This is a genomic window from Acinetobacter calcoaceticus DSM 30006 = CIP 81.8 (assembly GCF_000368965.1).
GTDB lineage: Bacteria > Pseudomonadota > Gammaproteobacteria > Pseudomonadales > Moraxellaceae > Acinetobacter > Acinetobacter calcoaceticus.
Genome location: NZ_KB849780.1, coordinates 522,033 through 544,425 on the forward strand (window position 1 = coordinate 522,033; position 22,393 = coordinate 544,425).

Annotated in this window: 20 protein-coding genes; 6 read left to right on the forward strand and 14 right to left on the reverse strand. The window is 38.8% G+C overall.

The features are described 5' to 3' along the window. The first annotated feature begins 5 nt into the window (after positions 1-5). The gene (locus F936_RS07405; protein ID WP_003652490.1) at positions 6-740 is read left to right on the forward strand and encodes a proteasome-type protease; all 735 of its coding nucleotides are present in this window, start codon (positions 6-8) and stop codon (positions 738-740) included. Positions 741-799: 59 nt separating this feature from the next. On the opposite strand, the gene alr is transcribed toward F936_RS07405, so the two are convergent. The 12 genes from alr to ppsA form a co-directional block, all read right to left on the reverse strand. Then, positions 800-1,870, reverse strand: coding sequence for an alanine racemase (gene alr / locus F936_RS07410; protein ID WP_005046298.1), 1,071 nt, complete (start codon positions 1,868-1,870; stop codon positions 800-802). Between the two features lie 31 nt (positions 1,871-1,901). After that, entirely contained in the window at positions 1,902-3,347 is a 1,446-nt protein-coding gene (gene dnaB / locus F936_RS07415) for a replicative DNA helicase (protein WP_003652486.1), read from the reverse strand. 198 nt (positions 3,348-3,545) lie between these two features. Beyond that, positions 3,546-3,992 carry a 50S ribosomal protein L9 gene (rplI, locus tag F936_RS07420; protein ID WP_003652485.1) on the reverse strand — a complete coding sequence of 149 codons (447 nt, stop codon included), beginning with the start codon at positions 3,990-3,992 and terminating at the stop codon, positions 3,546-3,548. Between the two features lie 8 nt (positions 3,993-4,000). Further along, a complete protein-coding gene (gene rpsR, locus F936_RS07425; RefSeq protein ID WP_005046300.1) occupies positions 4,001-4,228 on the reverse strand; it encodes a 30S ribosomal protein S18 in 228 nt (75 codons plus the stop codon). A gap of 11 nt (positions 4,229-4,239) precedes the next feature. Next, entirely contained in the window at positions 4,240-4,623 is a 384-nt protein-coding gene (rpsF, locus tag F936_RS07430) for a 30S ribosomal protein S6 (protein ID WP_003652481.1), read from the reverse strand. Between the two features lie 184 nt (positions 4,624-4,807). Further along, complete coding sequence (gene cyoE, locus F936_RS07435) at positions 4,808-5,686, reverse strand: heme o synthase (RefSeq protein WP_005046303.1); 879 nt, start codon at positions 5,684-5,686, stop codon at positions 4,808-4,810. A gap of 10 nt (positions 5,687-5,696) precedes the next feature. Beyond that, the gene (locus F936_RS07440; protein ID WP_005039594.1) at positions 5,697-6,026 is read right to left on the reverse strand and encodes a cytochrome o ubiquinol oxidase subunit IV; all 330 of its coding nucleotides are present in this window, start codon (positions 6,024-6,026) and stop codon (positions 5,697-5,699) included. Next, complete coding sequence (cyoC, locus tag F936_RS07445; protein ID WP_005046306.1) at positions 6,026-6,646, reverse strand: cytochrome o ubiquinol oxidase subunit III; 621 nt, start codon at positions 6,644-6,646, stop codon at positions 6,026-6,028. The genes F936_RS07440 and cyoC overlap by 1 nt, the downstream gene beginning before the upstream one ends. A 4-nt stretch (positions 6,647-6,650) precedes the next feature. Next, the gene (gene cyoB / locus F936_RS07450) at positions 6,651-8,642 is read right to left on the reverse strand and encodes a cytochrome o ubiquinol oxidase subunit I (protein WP_005046308.1); all 1,992 of its coding nucleotides are present in this window, start codon (positions 8,640-8,642) and stop codon (positions 6,651-6,653) included. Positions 8,643-8,645: 3 nt separating this feature from the next. Then, positions 8,646-9,680 carry a ubiquinol oxidase subunit II gene (cyoA, locus tag F936_RS07455; protein ID WP_003652473.1) on the reverse strand — a complete coding sequence of 345 codons (1,035 nt, stop codon included), beginning with the start codon at positions 9,678-9,680 and terminating at the stop codon, positions 8,646-8,648. Between the two features lie 316 nt (positions 9,681-9,996). Next, a complete protein-coding gene (locus F936_RS07460) occupies positions 9,997-10,752 on the reverse strand; it encodes an RDD family protein (protein WP_003652472.1) in 756 nt (251 codons plus the stop codon). Between the two features lie 64 nt (positions 10,753-10,816). Continuing rightward, the gene (gene ppsA, locus F936_RS07465; protein WP_171066146.1) at positions 10,817-13,204 is read right to left on the reverse strand and encodes a phosphoenolpyruvate synthase; all 2,388 of its coding nucleotides are present in this window, start codon (positions 13,202-13,204) and stop codon (positions 10,817-10,819) included. A gap of 147 nt (positions 13,205-13,351) precedes the next feature. Between ppsA and ppsR the strand changes: the two genes are divergently transcribed. From ppsR to pgaD, 5 genes are all read left to right on the forward strand, one after another. After that, a complete protein-coding gene (ppsR, locus tag F936_RS07470) occupies positions 13,352-14,188 on the forward strand; it encodes a posphoenolpyruvate synthetase regulatory kinase/phosphorylase PpsR (RefSeq protein ID WP_003652470.1) in 837 nt (278 codons plus the stop codon). A 386-nt stretch (positions 14,189-14,574) separates the two neighbouring features. Continuing rightward, positions 14,575-17,016: a poly-beta-1,6 N-acetyl-D-glucosamine export porin PgaA gene (gene pgaA / locus F936_RS07475; protein WP_005046313.1), complete on the forward strand. Its 2,442-nt coding sequence runs from the start codon at positions 14,575-14,577 to the stop codon at positions 17,014-17,016. Next, complete coding sequence (gene pgaB, locus F936_RS07480; protein WP_005046315.1) at positions 17,016-18,842, forward strand: poly-beta-1,6-N-acetyl-D-glucosamine N-deacetylase PgaB; 1,827 nt, start codon at positions 17,016-17,018, stop codon at positions 18,840-18,842. The genes pgaA and pgaB overlap by 1 nt, the downstream gene beginning before the upstream one ends. Continuing rightward, entirely contained in the window at positions 18,842-20,089 is a 1,248-nt protein-coding gene (pgaC, locus tag F936_RS07485) for a poly-beta-1,6-N-acetyl-D-glucosamine synthase (protein ID WP_005046317.1), read from the forward strand. Before pgaB ends, pgaC begins: the two co-directional genes overlap by 1 nt. Continuing rightward, a complete protein-coding gene (pgaD, locus tag F936_RS07490) occupies positions 20,086-20,544 on the forward strand; it encodes a poly-beta-1,6-N-acetyl-D-glucosamine biosynthesis protein PgaD (protein WP_005046319.1) in 459 nt (152 codons plus the stop codon). The genes pgaC and pgaD overlap by 4 nt, the downstream gene beginning before the upstream one ends. Positions 20,545-20,582: 38 nt before the next feature. On the opposite strand, the gene F936_RS07495 is transcribed toward pgaD, so the two are convergent. Next, entirely contained in the window at positions 20,583-21,146 is a 564-nt protein-coding gene (locus F936_RS07495) for an NAD(P)/FAD-dependent oxidoreductase (RefSeq protein ID WP_005046321.1), read from the reverse strand. A gap of 148 nt (positions 21,147-21,294) precedes the next feature. Then, positions 21,295-22,299 (reverse strand): LLM class flavin-dependent oxidoreductase, encoded by a 1,005-nt coding sequence (locus tag F936_RS07500; RefSeq protein ID WP_005046323.1) that lies wholly within the window; start codon positions 22,297-22,299, stop codon positions 21,295-21,297. Positions 22,300-22,393 lie beyond the last annotated feature (94 nt).

Genomic DNA, 22,393 nt, shown 5'->3' on the forward strand with positions numbered 1-22,393 from the left:
ATGAAATGACCTATTGTTGTGCGCTTAGATTGGAACAAGGTTTAGTGTTTATTAGTGACACGAGAACTAATGCAGGAGTTGATCATATTTCTGTGTTCCGAAAATTGCATACTTTCGGCATTACCGGAGAGCGTTTCATGGCCTTACAAACAGCAGGTAATTTGGCGACGACACAAGCTGTTATAGGTCATTTACAAAATGCTCTCACTTTGCAGCAAGAACCTAACTTATATAGTGTCAATACGATGTTTGAGGCTGCTGAACTGATTGGTAAAACCTTAAAAAGTGTTTTAGAGGATATTAGTTCAGACACTCAAGAACAAATGAATTATGCGTGTAGTATTTTAATAGGTGGGCAAATTAAAGGCGGTGAAATGCAGCTTTATAATATCTATCCGCAAGGTAATTTTATTTGTGCAACTACGGATACACCCTATTTTCAAATAGGAGAAAGCAAATACGGAAAACCTATTTTGGATCGTGCTCTATATTATGCGATGCCGCTAGATGATGCATTACGTTGTAGTTTGATTTCTTTTGATTCAACCTTGCGTTCAAATGTTTCTGTTGGCTTGCCGCTTGATGCATTGGTTTATAACAAAGATAGTTTTGTTATTCCGATGGGGAAACGAATTACCGAAGATGATCCGTATTTTTCACAGATTAGTAAACAATGGTCCGATACTTTACGCCGTGGTCTGCAAGAATTACCAAAACCGACTGATGATTACTGGCGATAAAATTTTTAAAAGCTGATAAAAAAATCCAAGCATGCTTGGATTTTTTTATATTTTATTATTTAACTGCTTTTACGAATAGGGCGATTACTTAAGCGACAGAGTAATTCATATCCTATTGTTCCGTTTGCATCGGCGACATCATCAACTAAGCGGTGTGTTCCCCAAAGTTCGACTTGAGAACCTAATTTAACTTGAATAGCTGTAATGTCAATTGCAAGCATATCCATGCTGACTCTGCCGACTAAAGGACATAATTGCCCGTCAATCGCCACATAATTTTGTTTAATATAAGCTCTAGGGTATCCGTCACCATAGCCAATAGAAACTATTGCAATATCCATTTTTTGTTGCGCACAGAAGGTTGAACCATAACCTACATGTTCTCCAGCTTGAATATGATTCAATGCAATCACTTCTGCTGTAAAGGACATGACTGGTTTTAGGTCAAGATCATGTACTGTTTTATCTGCAAAAGGCGAAGCGCCGTAAAGCATAATACCCGGGCGTACATAGTCAAAATGTAATTCTGGCCATTTATAAATAGCAGCAGAATTACAGCAAGATGCTAAAACAGGATCACAAGCTTGTTTAACCTGTAAAAATTGTTGTTTTTGTTGCTCGTTGAGTGGATGGTCCACATCTGCATTTGCGAAATGCATTGCCAGTACACAGGTAAATCCTTCAGATTTTAAAGTTTTAATGACCTCAATAATTTCAGGAACTTTAAATCCTAAACGGTTCATGCCGCTATTGAGCTTAATCCAGACTTTTAGGCCTTGAGCGATGTATTCTTGCTTATGTTTAATTAACCACTCAAACTGCTGTTGATGGTGAATCACACATTCAAATTTTTGCTTAATTGCAATAGGCATTTCATCTTCAGAAAATGCCCCTTCAATTAAAGTAACAGGTTGTTGAAATCCAAGTTCGCGAATTTCTAAACCTTCTTGTAGGCAGGCGACACCAAAGGCATCTGAGGCATTTAAGGCTGCTAAACAGTCTTTGATTCCATGTCCGTAAGCATTAGCTTTCACCATACTTACAATTTTTGAATTTGCTGCGAGTTGTTTGACACGGTTTAAATTATATTGAAGCGCATGGCGATCAATATAAACTGTTGCTTGGCGCACCCTCATTACTCCTTTGGGCTAGAGATAGAGTTTATTCTTCATCATCATATTGGCTGTAATACTCAGGAGAGAGATTACTAAATCGGGTATATTGACCTTCAAAGGCAAGGCGAACTGAACCAATTGGACCGTTACGCTGTTTGCCAATAATAATTTCTGCGGTACCCGCTTCTTTCGACTCTTTGTTATAAACCTCATCACGGTAAATAAACATAATCAAGTCGGCATCCTGCTCGATCGCACCAGATTCACGTAAATCTGACATTACTGGGCGCTTATTTGGTCGGTTTTCCAGACTTCGGTTGAGCTGGGAAAGTGCGATAACGGGGCAGTGCATTTCTTTTGCTAAGGCTTTCAAGCTACGTGAAATTTCTGAAATCTCACCCACGCGGTTATCACCCATGCCAGGAACTTTCATGAGCTGTAAATAATCGACCATGATACAGCCGATTTTACCATCATGCATTTTGGCAATGCGGCGAGCACGGGCACGAAGTTCCGTTGGAGGTAGGGCGGATGAGTCATCAATATACAAATGCATTTGTTGAAGCTGCAAAATTGTGCCAGTAACTTTGGTCCATTCATCAGCATCTAAGTTCCCCGAACGTAAATGTCCTTGGTGAACTTTACCCATTGCAGAAATAAGACGCATTGCAATTGAGTCTGCTGGCATCTCCATTGAGAATACCAGAGCGGGTAACTTGTTATATTGTAGAACGCTTTCAACCAAATTCATGGCGAAAGTGGTTTTACCCATAGATGGACGCGCAGCAACAATAATTAAGTCACCAGCTTGCATACCAGATGTTTTATTATCAAGTTCTAAGAAACCTGTGGTTAAACCAGTAATATTGCCATCTAGTTTTGAGAGTTCATCAAGTTTACTAATTACATCGGCGGTGACAGAGCTAATAGATTTAGGGCCTGCATCTTTTTTATTGTTATTGTGTTGTTCTGCTAGAGAGAAAATACTAGTTTCTGCTAGATCTAGAATTTCACTAACACCTCGACCTTTTGTGTCATAAGCATTCTGTAAAATTTCAGTACTGACTTTAATCATACTACGAAGCGTAGAGAATTCTTTAATTTTGGTGGCATAAGTTTCCAAGTTGTAGAAACTTGATGGTGAATCAGCCATAAGCTGCATTAAATATTCTTCGCCACCAATAGCATCAAGTAAATTTTGTTTTAAAAGCCAATCGTTAACTAAGACCGCATCATAAGGTGAATTTTCTTGTGCGAGTTTTTCGATTGCACGGTAAATATATTTATGGCGAGTCGCATAGAAATCATTTTCTTTTAACATATCACTAACTTGCTCGAAAGATTCGGCAACTGTCATTAGTGCAGCAAGTACAGCTTGCTCAATGGCTAAATTGTGTGGGGGAGTGCGAAACTCTTTAAGTTGGCCGGATTCACTCGTCTTATTTTCTGTTGGAGATGAACGGGTTAAAGAACTGGCATTCGCCTGAGACATAATTAGACCTGATGATAAAGAAAGGTGTACGCAAATAGCCTGTAAGGCCGAGAACTATCTTAAAACAAAATTAAATAAACTACCTAATTAAAAAACCAATTAAACTAAAGAATTGATCAGGAATTAATATATCTTATTTTAAAAATAGGGCACATAAAAAAAGAGCATGCAAAAGCATGCTCTTTTTTTGATGAGAAATTACTCAGATACGATTGTAACGAGAACTTCTGCAGCAACATCATGATGCAATTGGATTGCGATGTTGAATTCACCAGTGTGACGAAGCGCGCCATTCGGTAAACGAACTTCTGCACGGTCAACTGTAAGACCAGCATTCGTTAAAGCGTCAGCGATGTCACGAGTACCGATAGAACCGAAGAGTTTACCTTCGTCACCAGCTTTAGCAGTGATAACGATGTTAACTTCATTCAATTGTTCAGCACGTGCTTGAGCAGCAGCTAAAATTTCAGCTTCTTGCTTTTCAAGTTCAGCGCGACGAGCTTCGAAAGCAGCAGTGTTAGCTTCAGTAGCTGCAACTGCTTTACCTTGAGGGATAAGGAAGTTACGGCCGTAACCAGCTTTAACTGATACTTTATCGCCTAATTTACCAAGGTTTTTAATGCGTTGTAATAAGATAACGTCCACAGATCACCTCACTTATGGTTGTCAGTGTACGCAATCAAAGACAAGTAGCGAGCTTGCTTGATAGCAAGTGCTAATTGACGTTGATAACGAGCTTTAGTACCAGTGATACGGCTAGGAACAATCTTGCCGTTTTCAGTGATGTACTGTTTTAAAGTGTCGATATCTTTGTAGTCGATGTACACAACATTCTCAGCTGTAAAGCGGCAGAACTTGCGACGACGGTAAAAACGTACCATTGATGTTCTCCTTATTCAGCTTCGTGAGTAACTTGCTGTGCTTCTTCGCGTTGAGCTTTACGCGCACGCTTTTCTTCAGCACTTTTAGCAAGCAATGACTCTTCAGTGATTGCGTGTTCACGACGGATGATAAGGTTACGAATGATCGCGTCGTTATAACGGAATAATTCTTCTAGCTCATCAAGCGTAGTTTGACCACATTCAACATTCATAAGAATGTAGTGTGCTTTGTGAATTTTGTTAATTGGGTAAGCCAATTGACGACGGCCCCAATCTTCTAAACGGTGAATTTGACCTTCAGCTTCTTTGATCTGAGAGATATAGCGTTCAACCATACCTACAACTTGATCGCTTTGATCTGGGTGTACTAAAAGTACGATTTCGTAATGACGCATTGTCAGCTCCTTACGGTTTAAACAGCCCCTAATAAATAAAAAATTAGAAGCAAGGAGTCATAACTTAATAAGTTATGTCGCAAAATTTGCGAAGGCTGAATTATAAGTAAAAGTTAGACTAAAAACAAATCTTTTGATGAGAAAAGTAAAACTTCTTTACTATAAGGAGGAAATCCTCCCTTATTTAAAAGAGAGGAAGATTTGGAGCAGGGGACTGATAGGTAAAGCTAAAGCTCAAACTTAACAGGGTAATTAATATGACCGAGTAAAGGAAAAAACGTTTAGCCCAAAGTTGGTCATTTTCAGCTTTAAATCCAATAATTGATAAATATAACCAATATGCTGTTAATGCATTAAAGGTTATTAGAAAAAATATATTGGTATAACCAAAACAATATAAACCATTCAATACGGCTGCAAACAACAGAATATAAATGACACACTCTACTTTCGTGCGATAAATAGAACGTGCAACTGGCAGAATGGGGATTCCCGCATTTTTGTAATCGTCAAAACGATAAATAGCAATTGCCCATGAATGTGGCATTTGCCATAGCGCATAAGCCAAAAACAAAAGTAAGGCGGCTACATCAAAATGATGAGTTACTGCTGTATAACCAATAACAGGAGGACTCGCTCCGGAAATACTACCAATTACGGTTTGATGGATTGAGGTACGTTTTGTCCACAAACTATAAAAACCGACATAGACAATAAAACCAATTATTGCAAACAAAAAAGCGTAAGCATTTACACCGAACCACAAAATACTAAAACCGATAAATCCCAGAACAAATGCATATATAAGTGCAATAGTAGGAGAGATGGTTTTTTTGACCAATGCACGGTTTTGCGTGCGCTGCATTTTGATATCGATATCTTGGTCTATAACATTATTTACAACACAACCAGAAGCTACAACTAAAGTTGTTCCAAGTAAGGTGAGTAGTAATAATAAGATGTCTATAGAGCCTTGGGCGGCTAAGAAAAAGCCGCCCAAGGTGGTAATGAAATTACCGAAGAGAATTCCTGGTTTAGTCAGGAATAGATATTTTTTCAACATGACAATCAGTTTAGATCATCATATTGTAGTGAAGGTAATTCATAATCCACACAGAACCGATTAAAAGTACCGCGATACATAAGATTGTGTAGATAAATGCAATCATATTCCAACGTTGTTCAGATGATGTATTCATGTGTAGGAAGTACACAAGCTGTACAAGAACCTGAGCAACAGCAGTGATTGCAATTACTGTAACTAAGATGCCACGACTGAAACCACCCGCCATCACCATCCCGAATGGGATGATGGTGAGGATAACAGAAAGGATAAATCCAACAGTGTATTGCTTAAAGTTACCGTGTGACGCACCTGCAGCATTATGATCATGACTACTCATTAGAGAACTCCCATTAAGTAAACTACGCTGAATACACAGATCCAAACGATGTCAAGGAAGTGCCAGAACAAGCTTAAGCAAGCAAGACGACGTGTATTCGGTAAAGTCAAACCATTCTTTTTGATTTGATACATCAGCACTAACATCCATACTAAACCAGAAGTTACGTGGATACCGTGTGTACCAACCAAAGTAAAGAACGATGATAAGAATGCACTGTGAGTTGGACCATGACCTTCATGTACAAGGTGATGGAACTCATAGATTTCCATTCCGATGAACGTTGCACCAAAAAGGAATGTAATAAATAACCAAGTGATTACTTGATTTACATTCTTTTTATAAGATGCAAGTACAGCAAAACCGAAAGTTACCGATGAAATCAATAAGGCAAATGTTTCAGTTAACACGTAGCCTAGTGAGTCATGGAACAGGTCATATGCACTTGGAGTTCCTGGTGGAATATGACTGCTTAATACAGCGAACGCAATGAAGAGTGATCCGAAAAGAATCAAGTCACTCATCAAGTATGTCCAGAAACCAAAGACCGTTAAATCGGTATCATCATGTTCATGATGACCATCGTGGCCGTGGTTGTCGTGATGAAGTACTTCAGCCATTTCCTTAGTCCTTCTTCAAGTGTTTTTCAAGTAAAGCATAGCGTTCGTTTTCAATACGCTCAACTTCAGCAGCTGGAACGTAGTAATCAACATTCTTAGTGAATGAGCTTACGATCAAGCTAACAACAGCTGAAACGAATGAAACAACAACGAGCCACCAAATATGCCAGATGAGTGCAAAGCCAAGGATCGTAATGAACATTGCAATGACAAAACCAGCAGCACGATCAGTCGGCATGTGGATGTCTTCATATTTAGTGTTACGGGCGTATGCTACACCATTTTCTTTGTCAGTCCAGAAACGGTCAATGCCGCTTGCATCTGGTTCATGCGCAAAGTTATAGAACGGAGCAGGGGAAGCAGTTGCCCATTCAAGCGTACGTGCATCCCATGGATCGCCTGTAAGGTCCATGTTGTCTTTGCGTTGTAAGAAACCAACAATGATTTGCATTAAGAAACATGCAATACCAATCGCAACGAGAACAGCACCAAATAATGCAATTGCAAGGTAAGGATCCCATTCTGGGTTGTCATATGTATTCAAACGACGAGTCATACCCATGAAACCAAGGATATAAAGTGGCATGAATGCAAAATAGAAACCGAAGAACCAGAACCAGAACGCAGCTTTACCCCATGCTTCATTGAGCTTCCAACCAAACATTTTTGGCCAGTAGTAAATGATGCCGGCAAACATACCAAACACCACACCACCGATAATTACGTTATGGAAGTGAGCGATCAAGAATAATGAGTTGTGTACAAGGAAGTCCGCAGGTGGAACAGCCATAAGTACACCAGTTAAACCACCGATACCAAATGTTATAAGGAAGCCAAGCGTCCACAACATTGGAGTAGTAAAGGTGATGCGACCTTTATACATGGTGAATAACCAAGAGAAGATTTTCACACCAGTAGGAATCGCAATAACCATGGTCATGATACCGAAGAACGCGTTAACATTCGCACCAGCACCCATGGTAAAGAAGTGGTGAAGCCATACAACGAACGCAAGAACAGTAATCGCGATAGTTGCATACACCATAGACTTGTAACCGAACAACGCTTTACGAGAGAAGGTTGCAACGATTTCTGAGTATAGACCAAATGCTGGTAATACTAAGATATATACTTCAGGGTGGCCCCATGTCCAGATCAAGTTCACATAAAGCATTGGGCTACCGCCAAGCTCATTTGTGAAGAAATGGAAGCCGAAGTAACGGTCTAGAGTTAACATTGCAAGTGTACCTGTTAATACAGGGAACGATGCAATGATTAATACAGCCGTACAAAGTGAAGTCCACGTAAAAATAGGCATATCCATCAATTTCATGCCAGGTGCACGCATTTTGATGATGGTAACGAAGAAGTTAACACCAGATAAAAGCGTACCTAGACCAGAAACCTGAAGTGCCCAGATATAGTAGTCAACACCTACACCAGGAGAATATTGAATGCCAGACAGAGGAGGGTAAGCCATCCAGCCAGTCGCAGCAAATTCGCCTAATACAAGTGAAAGCATCATCAAACCAGCAGCACCAGCGAATAACCAGAAGCTTAAAGAGTTTAATAATGGGAATGCAACGTCACGAGCACCAATCTGTAAAGGTACAGAGATGTTCATCATACCAACAACGAGACCCATTGCTACGAAGAAGATCATGATTACACCGTGTGCGGTGAAGATCTGGTCGTAATGGTCTGGATGTAGATAACCTTCGCCGCCGCCTTTAGCGAGGAAAAGTTGTAGACGCATCATAATTGCATCGGCGAAACCACGCAAAAGCATGACCACAGATACAAGAATGTACATGATACCAATTTTTTTATGGTCTACCGTAATAAACCACTCATTCCACAAATATCCCCATTTTTTGAAATAGGTGATACCGCCAAGCACAACAATTGCACCAAGTGCCATAAGGACCATGGTGACAAGCACGATTGGCTCTGTCGGGATAGAGTCCCAACCCAGTTTACCAAAAATCATATCCATGTCTTATTCCCCTTGAGCAGCGTGTTCAGCTGTTGCATGCGCAGCAGAGTGGTCAACACCATGATAGTTACTCATATAATGGTTGATAATTGTTTCAAACAATTTTGGTTCAACTGAAGAGTAATAAGTCACAGGGTGTGGCTTAGTCGGGAACGGTTTCATAGCTTCAGCTTTAGCAAGCGCTTCTTCGTCACCAGCAGCTTTAGCACGATTTACTAAATGCTCGATTTGGTGCTTAGAACGATCGCCATCACGTAAGGTTGCTAATTCAGCTTGGTCAAGCGTAGTTTTTTGAACTGCTTCTGGATTAATAGTAGAACCATTACCTGCTTTTACAGCTGCTACCCATTCGTTGAACTGTTGCTCTGTAACACTATGCGCCTTGAAACGCATTTGAGAGAAACCGTAACCTGAGTAGTTAGAAGAGAAACCACGATATACGCCAGGTTCATTTGCTAACAAATGAAGATGAGTTTGCATACCTGCCATTGCATAAATCTGGCCGCCTAACTGTGGAATGAAGAATGAGTTCATTGTAAAGTTAGAAGTGATTTTAAAGCTTAACGGAGTTTTTTCAGGGAAACGTACTTCGTTAACTGTTGCAATGTTTTGTTCAGGATAAATAAAGATCCACTTAAACTGCTCAGCAACAACTTGAATAGTTAAAGGTGCTTTATCTGATTCTAAAGGACGGTATGGGTCATACTTGTGGGAACCCCACCAAGTTAACCAAGCTAAAATACCAATAATAATGACAGGGATACCCCATACTACAACTTCAATTGTAGTTGAGTGTGCCCATGTAGGTTTATAGTCTGCATCTTTATTTGACGCGCGATATTTCCAACCAAACCATAATGCCATGATGATTGAAGGAATCACCACAAGTAACATTAAATAGATCGCAGTCATCATAAGGTCACTTTGACCTTGACCAACTGGACCTTTAGAGTTTAGAAGTACCATATCACCACCACACCCAGTCAAAAGTGCGGCAAGCGTTGATAAAGACAATACAGCTAAAATCGTTTGTCTCATTTTACAACCTCGGTGAAGAGTCCCATTCCCTAATTAAATATGGGATAGCGATTAAAGTGTCGCATGATTGAGAACGCTAATCCTTAAATTTAGACTTCTCAATTATATGACACCGCTACGTTGTAGGGCATTATGCCTCATATCGACAAACTAAGCTATACATAAAGTAGCCTGAAATAATTGTTTTAAAACCCGATTTTTTTTGTAGGGTATCTAATCTCTATAGAGCTTTTATTTAAATATCAACTCTCTATAGAAAAAAGGAGGCGGGGTGCCTCCTTTTTTTTTAGACCTTAAATGAATGAGTCATTCGCTATCATTTGATCACTTTTGTTCTTGCAATTTTGTCATGTAGTGCTTGTCGCTTTTGCCCTAATGCAAAAGCATAGTCAATAATTGTACTAATAGGCATAAATAGCAAGTTGAGTATGATGAAAACAATACTTCTTAATAAGAAGATGCGAGTTAAATTAACTTTACCATTGTTCTCGGCATCTACAATTTTAATTCCAACAATTTTCTTCCCTATACTTTGCCCAAACTTTGTTAAAAGAAAGGCTTGAATTGCAAGCATGATTACGACGTAAACAAGCATAGAATGCCAAGCTTCTATAGGGATTAAAGTGAAAAGCTGGTGTTGTAGTTCTGCTGCTTTAGTTGAAGCAACTTCAGTTGATTGCATTTGTTTTTGCAATTCAAATAATTGCTTATACTGAGATTCACTAAAGAAAAAAGAAGGAATTGCAGCTATTGGTAACCAAAGCAATAAATCAATAATTTTTGCCAAAGCTCGAGATGGAATAGAGGCAAGTTCGTGAATTTTAGGCTCTACACGAATTTGACGAATCGTTTCATTAGGTGAGCTGTTTGTGTTTGTGACAGGTGCAGAATAACCGATAGGTTGATATACAAGTTTACCTTGGGTTAATTCTCCTAAAGCTTTCCATTCTGTCATGCCTTCATGCCAAGCTAAATCAGTTAACAAAATTTGTTGGCTAGCCAACATTTGATTTACTTGCTCTAAGGTGTAAGGCCCAGCTTGTTGATTATTACGTGCCAAGTAAATTTGCATAAATAAAAATTCTCTGTTCTAAAGATGAAAAAAGACCCACGGATGGGCCTTTTTTTATAACATATTAGATTTGTTTGATTTTTTCTTCAGCAAGGAAGAACCATGTATCTAAAACTGAGTCTGGGTTAAGAGAAACAGACTCAATACCTTGTTCCATTAACCATTTTGCAAGATCGGGATGATCTGAAGGACCTTGACCACAGATACCTACATATTTACCCGCTTTACGGCAGGCATGGATTGCCATTGAAAGAAGTGCTTTAACTGCTGCATCACGCTCATCGAACAGGTGTGAAACAATACCTGAGTCACGGTCAAGACCTAGTGTTAACTGAGTTAAATCATTTGAACCGATAGAGAAACCATCGAAGTGCTCTAGGAATTGTTCAGCTAACAGGGCGTTAGTTGGTAATTCACACATCATGATTACTTTTAAGCCGTTCTCACCGCGTCTTAAACCATTTTGTGCTAGTAACTCAATAACGCGTTTTGCTTCAGATACAGTACGTACAAAAGGAATCATGATTTGAATATTGGTTAGACCCATTTCATCACGAGCTTTCTTAAGTGCACGGCATTCTAATTCGAAACAGTCACGGAAGTTATCAGATACATAACGGCTTGCACCACGGAAACCGAGCATTGGGTTTTCTTCTTCAGGCTCGTATAACTTACCGCCAATCAAGTTTGCATATTCATTTGATTTGAAGTCAGACATACGAACAATAACTGGTTTGTCACCGAACGCAGCAGCAAGAGTCGCAATACCTTCAACCAATTTTTCAACATAGAAATCTACAGGTGAAGCATAACCAGCAGTACGAGTCAGAACTGCAGCACGAGTTTCACGAGGTAGGCTATCAATGTTGAGTAGCGCTTTAGGATGCACGCCGATCATACGGTTAATAATGAACTCAAGACGTGCAAGACCAATACCTTCATTTGGAATTTGAGCAAAGTCAAACGCGCGGTCTGGGTTACCTACGTTCATCATAATTTTGAACGAAAGCTTAGGCATAGATTCAATCGAGTTACGTTGAACTTCGAAATCTAAAGCGCCTTCGTAAATGAAACCAGTGTCACCTTCAGCACAAGAAACAGTTACTTCTTGACCATCAGTCAATACTTCTGTTGCGTTACCACAGCCTACAATAGCGGGTACACCAAGTTCACGTGCAATAATTGCCGCGTGACATGTACGACCACCACGGTTAGTAATAATTGCTGCTGCACGTTTCATTACCGGTTCCCAATCAGGGTCGGTCATATCTGATACAAGAACGTCGCCTTCTTGAACTTTGTCCATTTCTTTAATTGAGCTAATAATGCGGACTTTACCAGAACCAATACGTTGACCAATTGAACGACCTTCACAAAGAACAGTGCCTCTTTGTTTAAGAAGATAGCGCTCCATTGTGCCTACATTTTGACGGCTTTTTACAGTTTCAGGACGAGCTTGAACAATATAAATTTGACCATCATCGCCATCTTTTGCCCATTCGATATCCATTGGCGCACCGTAGTGCTGCTCAATAATAAGCGCTTGTTTAGCTAGTTCTTGTAACTCATGATCATTTAAAGCAAATTGTTGGCGCTCTTGTTTCTCAACATCAACAACGACAACAGATTTACCAGCAGAACCTTCTTCATCATAAATCATTTTCTGGTGTTTTGAGCCAAGGTTGCGGCGTAAAACTGAATGTCTACCAGCATTTAATAGTGGTTTAGATAAGTAAAATTCATCTGGGTTAACTGCACCCTGTACAACCATTTCACCTAAACCATAAGATGCGGTAATAAATACAACTTCGCGGAAACCAGACTCGGTATCAAGTGTAAACATTACACCCGCAGCGCCAGTTTCAGAGCGAACCATACGCTGAACGCCTGCAGAAAGTGCAACGACGTCATGGTCAAAACCTTGATGTACACGGTAAGAAATCGCACGGTCATTATATAAAGAAGCAAATACTTCTTTAATCGCAATAAGAACGTTATCAATACCGCGAATATTCAAGAAAGTTTCTTGCTGACCTGCGAATGAAGCATCTGGTAAATCTTCAGCAGTTGCAGATGAACGAACGGCAACCGCGATTTCTGGGTTGCCGTTAGAAAGTGTTGTAAAAGCGGCGCGAATTTCTTGTTCTAGGCTTGCAGTGAGTGGAGTCTCTACAATCCATTGACGAATTTTAGCACCTGTTTCTGCAAGAGCATTTACGTCATCAACATTGAGTTGAGCAAGTTCTGCTTGAATTCGAGCGTTAAGACCGCTTTGATCTAAGAACTCACGATAGGCATCAGCAGTAGTTGCAAAACCGCCTGGTACCGATACACCAGCATTTGCTAAATGACTGATCATTTCACCCAAAGATGAGTTTTTCCCACCTACGAGTTCGACATCGTGTTTCCCTAATTTTTCTAGACCGATTACGCGCGCTTCCAAAGTTTTCACTCCACTTTTGCAGTATTAATGTCTATCTTGGCATGAAATTATAAAAATAAAGTGCTTAGTTGAGAATTATACTAAGCGACAGTCATGTAAGATCAGTTTACTATAAAGATTATATAGTACTAAGACAAATGTTTAAGGAGAATTTTAATGTCAGAAAGTAAACAATTTAAGCGAAGCGTTTTTTTTATTTCTGATGGAACTGCAATTACTGCAGAGACTCTTGGACATTCGTTATTAGCACAATTTCCCAATGTAGATTTTGATATTCATATCATGCCGTATATTGCAACCGAAGAGGCTGCAATGGAGATTGTAGTCGAGATTAATCGATGTCAAACCAAAGATGGTTGTCTGCCTTTAGTATTTGATACTTTAGTTGATCCACATGTGCGAGAAATCATTAATACTGCTAAAGCAGTTAATCTTGATGTATTTGAAGGTTTAATCAGTAAATTAGAACAAGAACTAGGTACACCACCCACTACATTAGTTGGACAGACACATGCCGTGACTGATTCTGAGTCTTATAAAGCCCGTATTGATGCTGTTCATTTTGCGCTTGATAATGATGATGGAGCACGTACTCGCCATTATGATAAAGCCGATTTAATCTTAATTGGAGTTTCTCGTTCGGGGAAAACGCCGACCTCTATTTACTTATCGCTTCAATTCGGTATTCGTGTTGCAAACTATCCACTAACAGAAGAAGATTTGGATGATAACCGTTTACCAGCAGTACTAAGACCACATCGTAATAAATTGTTTGGTTTAATGATTGATGCTGAGCGATTAGTTGCGATTCGTAGTGAGCGTAAAGCTAATAGTCGTTATGCAAGTTTTAGTCAATGCCAAATGGAACTTAGAGCAATTGAAGGAATCTATATTTCAGAAGGGATTAAATATTTAAACGTGACTGAAATGTCGATTGAAGAAATTTCAACGCGTGTTTTGCAGATGACAGGATTAAAACGTCGTATTGGTTAGTTTAATCAACTGCTTATTTTAACCATTCGATTTATGTATATTAATTTATAGATAAATTGAGTGGTTTTTTAAATATAAATACAATAAAAATAAAAGTTTTGAATATAAAACCAAACATTATTAAATGTTTTTTATTGGTTACAAACCTGTACTTCTTTTGCAACTCATTTGTAAATTTAAATAATACTATTGAAAAGAAGTGTATGTATTTTATTGTGCTGAAAAATGGTAATTGTTTAATTTTACTAAATATTTTTAAAAAATAATCAAAAAAAATCCATAATTCAAAAATGTTAACTAGATCACACTATTTTACTGTTGTGTGATTATTTATTTATTTTTAATTATACTTTCCCACCTCGATATGGGACTATCCGATTATCAAAATGCTAAAAAAATGTGTTTTTTCATTGGTATACATCTTGCCTCTCAATTTATATGCTGCTCAAGTGGATGAATTGAGAGAGCAGGCTATTCACACTTATAAAACTGGACAAACTCACCAAGCAATATTTCAACTGGATCAATTGCTAAATAAATACCCGCATGACCAAAAATTGCTAGCTGATTATTTAGTTGTAATGTCAAATGAAAAAAATGATCTAGTAACTTTTTCTCAGCATTTAGCAAATATTAATCCGGTTACTTTTCCACAATATGGACAGTTACCTTTAATACGTAATTTTCGTGATTTTAAACACTTTAAAAATGCGATTGATTGGTCGGATAAATTTAATATTCAGAAAACACTTGATGGGCAGATTTTGTTAGCAGTTTTATACGCTGAAGCTCAAGATGTTGTAAAAGCCAAAGCACAGTTAGCAAAAATTAATAGTAAAAATTTGAAGACTGATCAGCTTGTGCAAATAGCTTATGCCTATCGTCTTATCAATTTACCTGTAGATGCTTTATCTGCAATTGAACAAGCATATAAGCAGCAGCCTAAGTCTTTTGCAGTTTTACAAGAATACAGTTATGACTTAGCGGCTGTGGGGGCTTATAACAAGGCTCAGCAGTTATTGCTTGGCAGCGATAAAAATGCAGAAATAGAATCTTTACAACACTGGCTACAAGTCAGTGAGTTTTCTCAACGTGTAAATAACGCAATTGCTCGCTATAAATATTTAAATCGAGAAGGCATGTCAGATAGTGAAGGTTTTGCCGAACTTGATGCTGTGTTGAAGCAAGGCGAGCAAATGCAGCCTTTGATTCAACCATCAGACCCTAATTATTTAAGATTCCATTATGACTATATATATGCGTTAGATTTCCGTGGGCGTACTCGTACAGTCCTAGATCAATTTACTAAATTAAATATACCTTTAGAAAAACTACCTGCCTATATTCGTCATGCAATAGCTGATAGTTATTTAGCTGAAAGACAGCCACAACAAGCTGAACTTGCTTTTAAAAGCTTGCTTACTGAAAAAAACTATCCAGATATGACGGTATATACTGGACTGTACTATTCATATATTGAACAAGAAAAATATAAACAAGCTGAACAATTTTTGAGTGAGGTTGATCGACTTGTTCCGATGTATAAATATAGTCAGGCAAAAGGGGTAGACAAAACAAGTCATCCTGATCGTGATGACTATATTACTTTACAGGGCATGCACTTAGCTTATGCAAATCATCTTGATCAAGCAGAAAAGCATTTTCAAAAACAAGTAGATCTTGCGCCTGCCAATGAAGGTTTAATTAATAATCTGGCTCGTGTTGAGCGTTGGAGAGATAAACCTCTACAGTCCAAGCAAACTATTTCTCGTTTAAATGGTTTAACACCTGTTGCCAAAGATACTCGAATTAACCAGATGCAAAATGCTCAGGCTTTAGGAGATATTCCAGAATGGCGTAAAAATACTGAAAGTCTTTTGGAATATTACCCTGAAGATGGTGGAGTAATTAAAAGTCGAAAAGAGTTAGATGACCGCAATAGACCGACAATTTCTCACTCAACAACTTTGGGGCAAAGTAAGGCAGATAGTAGTAGCGATTCTGTGAGTGGTCAGAATGGTTTAAAAGATCGTGAAATGGAAACTCGTCTTAATAGTCCATGGATCAAAGATAATTATCGTTTATTCGCTTGGCATCAAGATCGTTACGGAGAATACCGTTTTGGGGATGTACATGACCAACGCTATGGTGTTGGGGCTGAATGGCAAGCAAATCGTAAGGCATTGTCGGCAATTTTGTCGCAGAGTACAGATGGTGGACAAGCAGGTGTTCGTCTCGATTGGTCGCAATGGTTAAATGACCATTGGCAGTATCAATTGCAATATGACAGCCAAGCTAATATTCCATTACAGGCAATTGATGCTGGTGAAGATGGACAAGCTTACCGTGCTGCTTTGACATGGCAAAAAGATGAGTCACGTCAGATTGGGGCGAGTTATGGTCTAACTGATATTAGTGATGGTAATAAACAACAAGAATTTTCGACTTTTTGGCGCGAACGATTATTTGATGCACCGCACCATATTACCTATGGGACCGTTCGTGGATTTTATGGCAGCAACAGCCAAGATCAGACTGCTTATTTTAGTCCCAGCAACCATTACAGTGCTGAGTTAAATTTAAGTCATGACTGGGTAACTTGGCGAGAATATGAGCGCTCATTTAAGCAGCATTTTGAAGCTGGAGTGGGCCTCTATAAACAAGCAGATTACTCAGCTAGACCGACATACTCTCTGCAATATCAGCATCAATGGCAGCTCTCACGGACTTGGCAACTTAATTATGGAATTGGTTGGCAGTATCACCCATACGATGGTCATGATGAACAGCATACCTACGGTATTTTCGGATTTGAAGGGCGTTTTTAATGAATAATATGATGTCAAAAATGTTGAGCTGTGTGTTTGCTTCAACATTATTACCCGTACAATTTTCCCATGCCCGCATTGAAACTGAACTACCAAAAAATCATACGGTTTCTTTAACTTTTCATGATGTGCGAGATGATGTGTTAAAGGAAGGCGACCGAGATGTTTATGCAATTCAGACAAAAAATCTGGCACAGTTTTTAGATTGGCTGAGTCAATCTGACTGGAAGCCGATTCGTTTAAAAGACATTGAGGAAGCTCGTAAGCAAGGTAAAGAATTGCCTCATAACTCTATTTTATTGACCTTCGATGATGGTGCTTTAAGCAGTTATAGTCGAGTTTTTCCATTACTTAAGCAATATCAGATTCCGGCAGTTTTTGCTCTTCCGACCAGCTGGATGAATGGCAATACACAGGCCGGTTATGAAGCCTATGGTCAAGGTAACTTGCTGAACTGGGCTCAAGTTCGTGAAATGCAAGCATCTGGTTTAGCTGAGTTTGCAAGCCATAGTGATGATTTGCATCATGGCGTATTGGCCAATCCTCAAGGTAATGAGCAACCCGCTGCGACTTCGTATGCATATTTAAAATCGCAATCACGTTATGAAACAGATGCAGAATATCAACAACGTATTTTGCAAGATTTGAAAAAATCTTATGCGGCTTTAAAAAAAGAAGTCGGTGTTAATCCTAAAGCAATTATTTGGCCTTATGGCGCAGTGAATGAGCAACTGGAAAAACTAGCGCAGCAGGCAGGTTTTGAGTTTTCTTTCAGTTTGGGGCGTGATGGGATGAATCGGGTGAGTGATTCAACATTTAAACGCAGCCTAGTTGTGAATAACCCTACAGCTGAACAATTGACTGAAGGCATGTTAAGTATTCTGAGCTTCGAAGAATCAGATTTATTTAAGCAACCGCGTCACTTTGTGAGTATGGGTTTAAAGCAGTTAGCAGCTCCACAAAATACCCAAACAGATGAAAAATTAGGACAGTTATTATCAAAACTGTATAGCTTAAAAAACAATGCTTTAATCTTAAAACCTTTGGAAGATAAAGATGGCGATGGGCAATATGATGTTGCTTATTTCCCTACAGATAAAATGCCTGTTCAACAAGATATTTTAAACCGGAGTTTATGGCAGGCACAAACTCGTGCGGGTCAAGCTGTAATATTAGAGTTGCCTGCTTACCCTCAGAAAGATAAGCCATTTTTAACTGTAGATCTGGCTAAAGATATTGCACGCTTAAATAGTAATTTAAGTGGTATTCAGCTTAATGCGGGCACATCTTTAAATTGCGAAATGCAAACAGTAACTGCGCAAGAGAATAGCTGTATTGAACAATCAAAATATCTCGCTCAACTCAGTCAGCTTACCAAAAAAGCTGTAAAGCCTTATTTAAATATGAGTAACCAAGGGCAGTTTATTTTATTGCTTACTCCTGATCTAGATCATGTAGAAAATCTACCAGAGCTTTTGAAAACTCTTTTATTACAACATGATTTGATCAATTTAAAGTTCGACATGATTGGCAAGAAAAAGCAATTTAATCAGTTGTTAGCACTATTAAATACGCTTAATGAAAAAGATAAGCAAAGAATAATGATGACTTTAGTGTTGCCAGAAAACGCTTCAAAGACGAGTTGGGAAGAAGTACAACAAGGGCTCTTTTCGATTCAGCGAACAGGGATTCAGAAATTCGGGATTGATGGCTATAGTTTCGAAAAATCAAAAGATGTACATCAGTATTTATATAATCCACTTAGTTTGAATTATAGCCCTGTTATGTATCAGCCTTTTGCCGGATTAGTAGAGGGGAAAAAGTAATGAGAGTATTACTCGATATTCTATTTGCTTTTGCCTTTTTATATCCTTTACTCATGGCTTGGACGTGGATGGTAGGAGGACTTTGGTTCTTTTTTAAAAGAGAATACCGCGAACAAGCGCTTCCTGAACCAACCAGCGAAGGGTGCAGTATCATTATTCCGTGTTTTAACGAAGAAGCTCAGGTACGACAAACCATTCGTTATGCACTGCAAACTAAATATCCTAATTTTGAAGTGATTGCCGTCAATGATGGAAGTAGTGACAAAACAGCTGAAATCCTTGATGAATTGTCAGCGCAAGATTCGCGACTTCGGGTTGTACACTTAGCAGAAAATCAGGGTAAGGCCGTAGCTTTAAGATCGGGAGTACTGGTCAGTAAATACGAATATCTTGTTTGTATTGATGGCGATGCACTGTTACATCCGCATGCTGTACTTTGGTTAATGCAACCATTTATTAACTTCCCGCGAATTGGTGCTGTAACGGGTAATCCACGAATTTTAAACCGATCAAGTATTTTAGGAAAATTACAGGTTGGCGAATTTTCTTCGATTATTGGTTTAATTAAACGTGCACAGCGTACATATGGTCGTATTTTTACAGTGTCTGGTGTGATTGCAGCATTCCGTAAAACAGCGCTCGTTCGAGTCGGGTTTTGGTCAGACGATAAAATTACCGAAGATATTGATATTTCATGGAAGCTACAGCTGGACCATTGGGATATTCAGTATATTCCACAAGCGCTTTGTTATATCTATATGCCCGAGACATTTACAGGTCTATGGAAACAGCGCCTTCGCTGGGCGCAAGGTGGGGTAGAGGTTCTTTTAGAATATATTCCACAAATGTTTAAGCTACGTGTACGTCGTATGTGGCCAGTAATGCTTGAAGCTCTAGTTAGTATTATCTGGTCTTATGTGATGATTATGATATTCACTCTATTTTTTGTTGGACTGTTTGTTGAGTTACCTCTGCAATGGCAGATCAAAACGCTTATGCCACAGTGGTACGGTGTAATATTAGGCGGAACATGTCTAATACAGTTTTTGGTGAGTTTGTGGATTGACCAGCGTTATGACCGTGGTCGCTTCTTTAGAAACTATTTCTGGGTTATTTGGTATCCGTTGTTTTTCTGGTTACTTACTTTATTTACAAGTGTTGTCGCGGTACCAAAAACTTTATTTAACACTAAAAAGCGTGCCCGCTGGGTGAGCCCAGACCGAGGCTTCCGTGGAGATAACCCATGAAACCTGAGGAAAACAAGGATATAGAGATTTTAGATATCCCCGAATATATTGACCAGCCAGAATATGTGAAAAATAAAACGGCAAACTATACATTACAAACCATTGGTTGGTTTTGTTTGATGTGGTTGCTATTTCCATTGGTTTCACTGTTCTTATGGGTTTTTGAAGGGCACTTAATTTATGATTATGTCTGGGTTGACCATATATCAGAAGTTAAAACCTTACTTCATTTAGCATTACTCATCGGAATTAGCGCGCTCATTTTAATTTTGTGGGCGAGTTATAACTGGATTAGGTTCAGTGGTGAAGACCGACGGGCAAAAGCGCCGAATAGTTCAGTTGAACTGCTAGCAGCCCAATTTTCGGTTAGTCCCGAGATCTTGAGTGAATTGCAAAAGAAACAACGCATCATTTTGCATTACGATGATCATGGCAATTTGCAAAAATATGAGTAAATGAGAAAAAGCATGGCCTAAAGCCATGCTTTTTATTTTTATGTAGTTATTCTGATAATGATGTCGACGGGTTGTTCTAGACCATCCATGCTTTGAATTGATGTATTGGTTACCTTAACAATAGGCCAAGTTTGTAATTTACAGTTAGATTTTTGGAGTGCAGCATAATAACTATCAGATTTAAAAAATACTTTTTTAGTCGTTGCAGTATTGGGTGTTAAAAGGCGCTTAAGCCATGTTTCATTTACTTGAGTTTCAAGAAAACGTAATGCCAGAAGACTTTTTACACGATTGTTAAATAATCTCCGGTTTTTAATAATGAGTGGATGGGTAATTAACTTGTGTGTGCCCATTTGACTATGAGGCAAAATAAAGTGAGGCGTAATTTGAAATACGGTGACAAATTTTGCTTGTTGGCAGATTTTTTCAAGATGAGTCACTGTGTCTTGATTTGTACCGATAATCGCGACACATAAATGTGAAAAATCAAATTCTTTAATTGAGGTTGATGAAATAACTTGACCAGTAAAATCTTCAAAATCTTGAGCCGTATTTTGAAAAATTACTGATTTTGAAGCGTTATTTTTAATATGAATACTCATTTTCCAAAAGTCCTTTTGGTTTTTCAATCATGATGTTCTTATCGTTTTAATATAAATAACCAAGCAGGAAGTTGGGGTAAAGTCTTTTCAGATAGATGGTCATCCCATACTCGAAATCAATTCAAGTATGGGAAAATCAAGTCGAGTTTTAATGTTCTGTTTTTACATTCATGAGTTGCGTAAAACTGTCTAGACGCTTCGTTGTGTCGTATATATCACATGTAAAAATAAACTCATCAACATCGTATGTCGCTAAAAGTTTTTGTAAACCAGTGCGAACAGTCTCAACCGAGCCAATCTGTGCCATTGCATAGAAGTTTTCAACGGAAAGCTCTTCTGCTGTATTCCAGAGTCCCTGCATTGATTCAACTGGTGGTTTCAGCTTTAAGCTTTCACCACGAATTAAGCCTAATACACGTTGATATGCACTTGTTGCTAAAAATTGTGCTTCTTGATCAGTCTCTGCTACGACAACAGGCACACCCATAGAAACGTAAGGTTTATCTAAATAAGCAGAAGGCTCAAAGTTCTCACGATAGAGTTGGATGGCTTGGCCTAGCATACGTGGTGCAAAATGCGACGCAAATGAGTAGGGTAGACCAAGTTTTGCAGCCAATTGCGCACTAAAAAGGCTAGATCCAAGTAACCAAACAGGCACATGTGTATTTTGCCCTGGCGTTGCAATAATTTTTTGTCCTGCTTGCGGTACATCAAAATATTTTAAGATTTCGACAACATCTTTTGGAAATTGATCTTCTGTTTCTTGATGCCCACGACGTAAAGCTCGCATGGTGAGTTGATCTGTACCAGGAGCACGGCCTAAACCCAGTTCAATACGATTTGGGTATAAAGTAGTAAGTGTTCCAAATTGTTCTGCGACAACTAAAGGAGCATGGTTAGGAAGCATAATTCCGCCTGAACCTAAGCGAATATGCTGTGTATGTGCTGCGATAAAACCGAGTAAGACAGCCGTAGCAGAGCTCGCGATTCCATCCATGTTGTGATGTTCTGCAAGCCAGAAACGTTCATAACCTAGTTTCTCTGCATGTTGTGCTAATTCTAATGCGTGACGTAACGAAAATTCGATGGTTTTATCATTACGAATAGGAGCAAGTTCCAAAATTGAAAACTTGGTATCTTGAATTGATCGCATGCGATATTCTCGAATAAGGGTATATCGAAATACTACGATATATAGGGATTAATGTATATCGTTTTTTTTCGATATTGGGTTTTATCTCTCAATA

Excerpts from the sequence above, each read along its gene's own strand:
- cyoC (WP_005046306.1), bottom strand. The coding sequence starts at position 6,646 with ATGGCTGAAGTACTTCATCACGACAACCACGGCCACGATGGTCATCAT.
- rpsR (WP_005046300.1), bottom strand. The coding sequence starts at position 4,228 with ATGGTACGTTTTTACCGTCGTCGCAAGTTCTGCCGCTTTACAGCTGAG.
- pgaD (WP_005046319.1), top strand. The coding sequence starts at position 20,086 with ATGAAACCTGAGGAAAACAAGGATATAGAGATTTTAGATATCCCCGAA.
- F936_RS07440 (WP_005039594.1), bottom strand. The coding sequence starts at position 6,026 with ATGAGTAGTCATGATCATAATGCTGCAGGTGCGTCACACGGTAACTTT.
- cyoE (WP_005046303.1), bottom strand. The coding sequence starts at position 5,686 with ATGTTGAAAAAATATCTATTCCTGACTAAACCAGGAATTCTCTTCGGT.
- dnaB (WP_003652486.1), bottom strand. The coding sequence starts at position 3,347 with ATGTCTCAGGCGAATGCCAGTTCTTTAACCCGTTCATCTCCAACAGAA.
- rpsF (WP_003652481.1), bottom strand. The coding sequence starts at position 4,623 with ATGCGTCATTACGAAATCGTACTTTTAGTACACCCAGATCAAAGCGAT.
- ppsR (WP_003652470.1), top strand. The coding sequence starts at position 13,352 with ATGTCAGAAAGTAAACAATTTAAGCGAAGCGTTTTTTTTATTTCTGAT.
- pgaB (WP_005046315.1), top strand. The coding sequence starts at position 17,016 with ATGAATAATATGATGTCAAAAATGTTGAGCTGTGTGTTTGCTTCAACA.
- cyoB (WP_005046308.1), bottom strand. The coding sequence starts at position 8,642 with ATGGATATGATTTTTGGTAAACTGGGTTGGGACTCTATCCCGACAGAG.
- cyoA (WP_003652473.1), bottom strand. The coding sequence starts at position 9,680 with ATGAGACAAACGATTTTAGCTGTATTGTCTTTATCAACGCTTGCCGCA.
- F936_RS07460 (WP_003652472.1), bottom strand. The coding sequence starts at position 10,752 with ATGCAAATTTACTTGGCACGTAATAATCAACAAGCTGGGCCTTACACC.
- F936_RS07495 (WP_005046321.1), bottom strand. The coding sequence starts at position 21,146 with ATGAGTATTCATATTAAAAATAACGCTTCAAAATCAGTAATTTTTCAA.
- F936_RS07405 (WP_003652490.1), top strand. The coding sequence starts at position 6 with ATGACCTATTGTTGTGCGCTTAGATTGGAACAAGGTTTAGTGTTTATT.
- pgaC (WP_005046317.1), top strand. The coding sequence starts at position 18,842 with ATGAGAGTATTACTCGATATTCTATTTGCTTTTGCCTTTTTATATCCT.
- pgaA (WP_005046313.1), top strand. The coding sequence starts at position 14,575 with ATGCTAAAAAAATGTGTTTTTTCATTGGTATACATCTTGCCTCTCAAT.
- F936_RS07500 (WP_005046323.1), bottom strand. The coding sequence starts at position 22,299 with ATGCGATCAATTCAAGATACCAAGTTTTCAATTTTGGAACTTGCTCCT.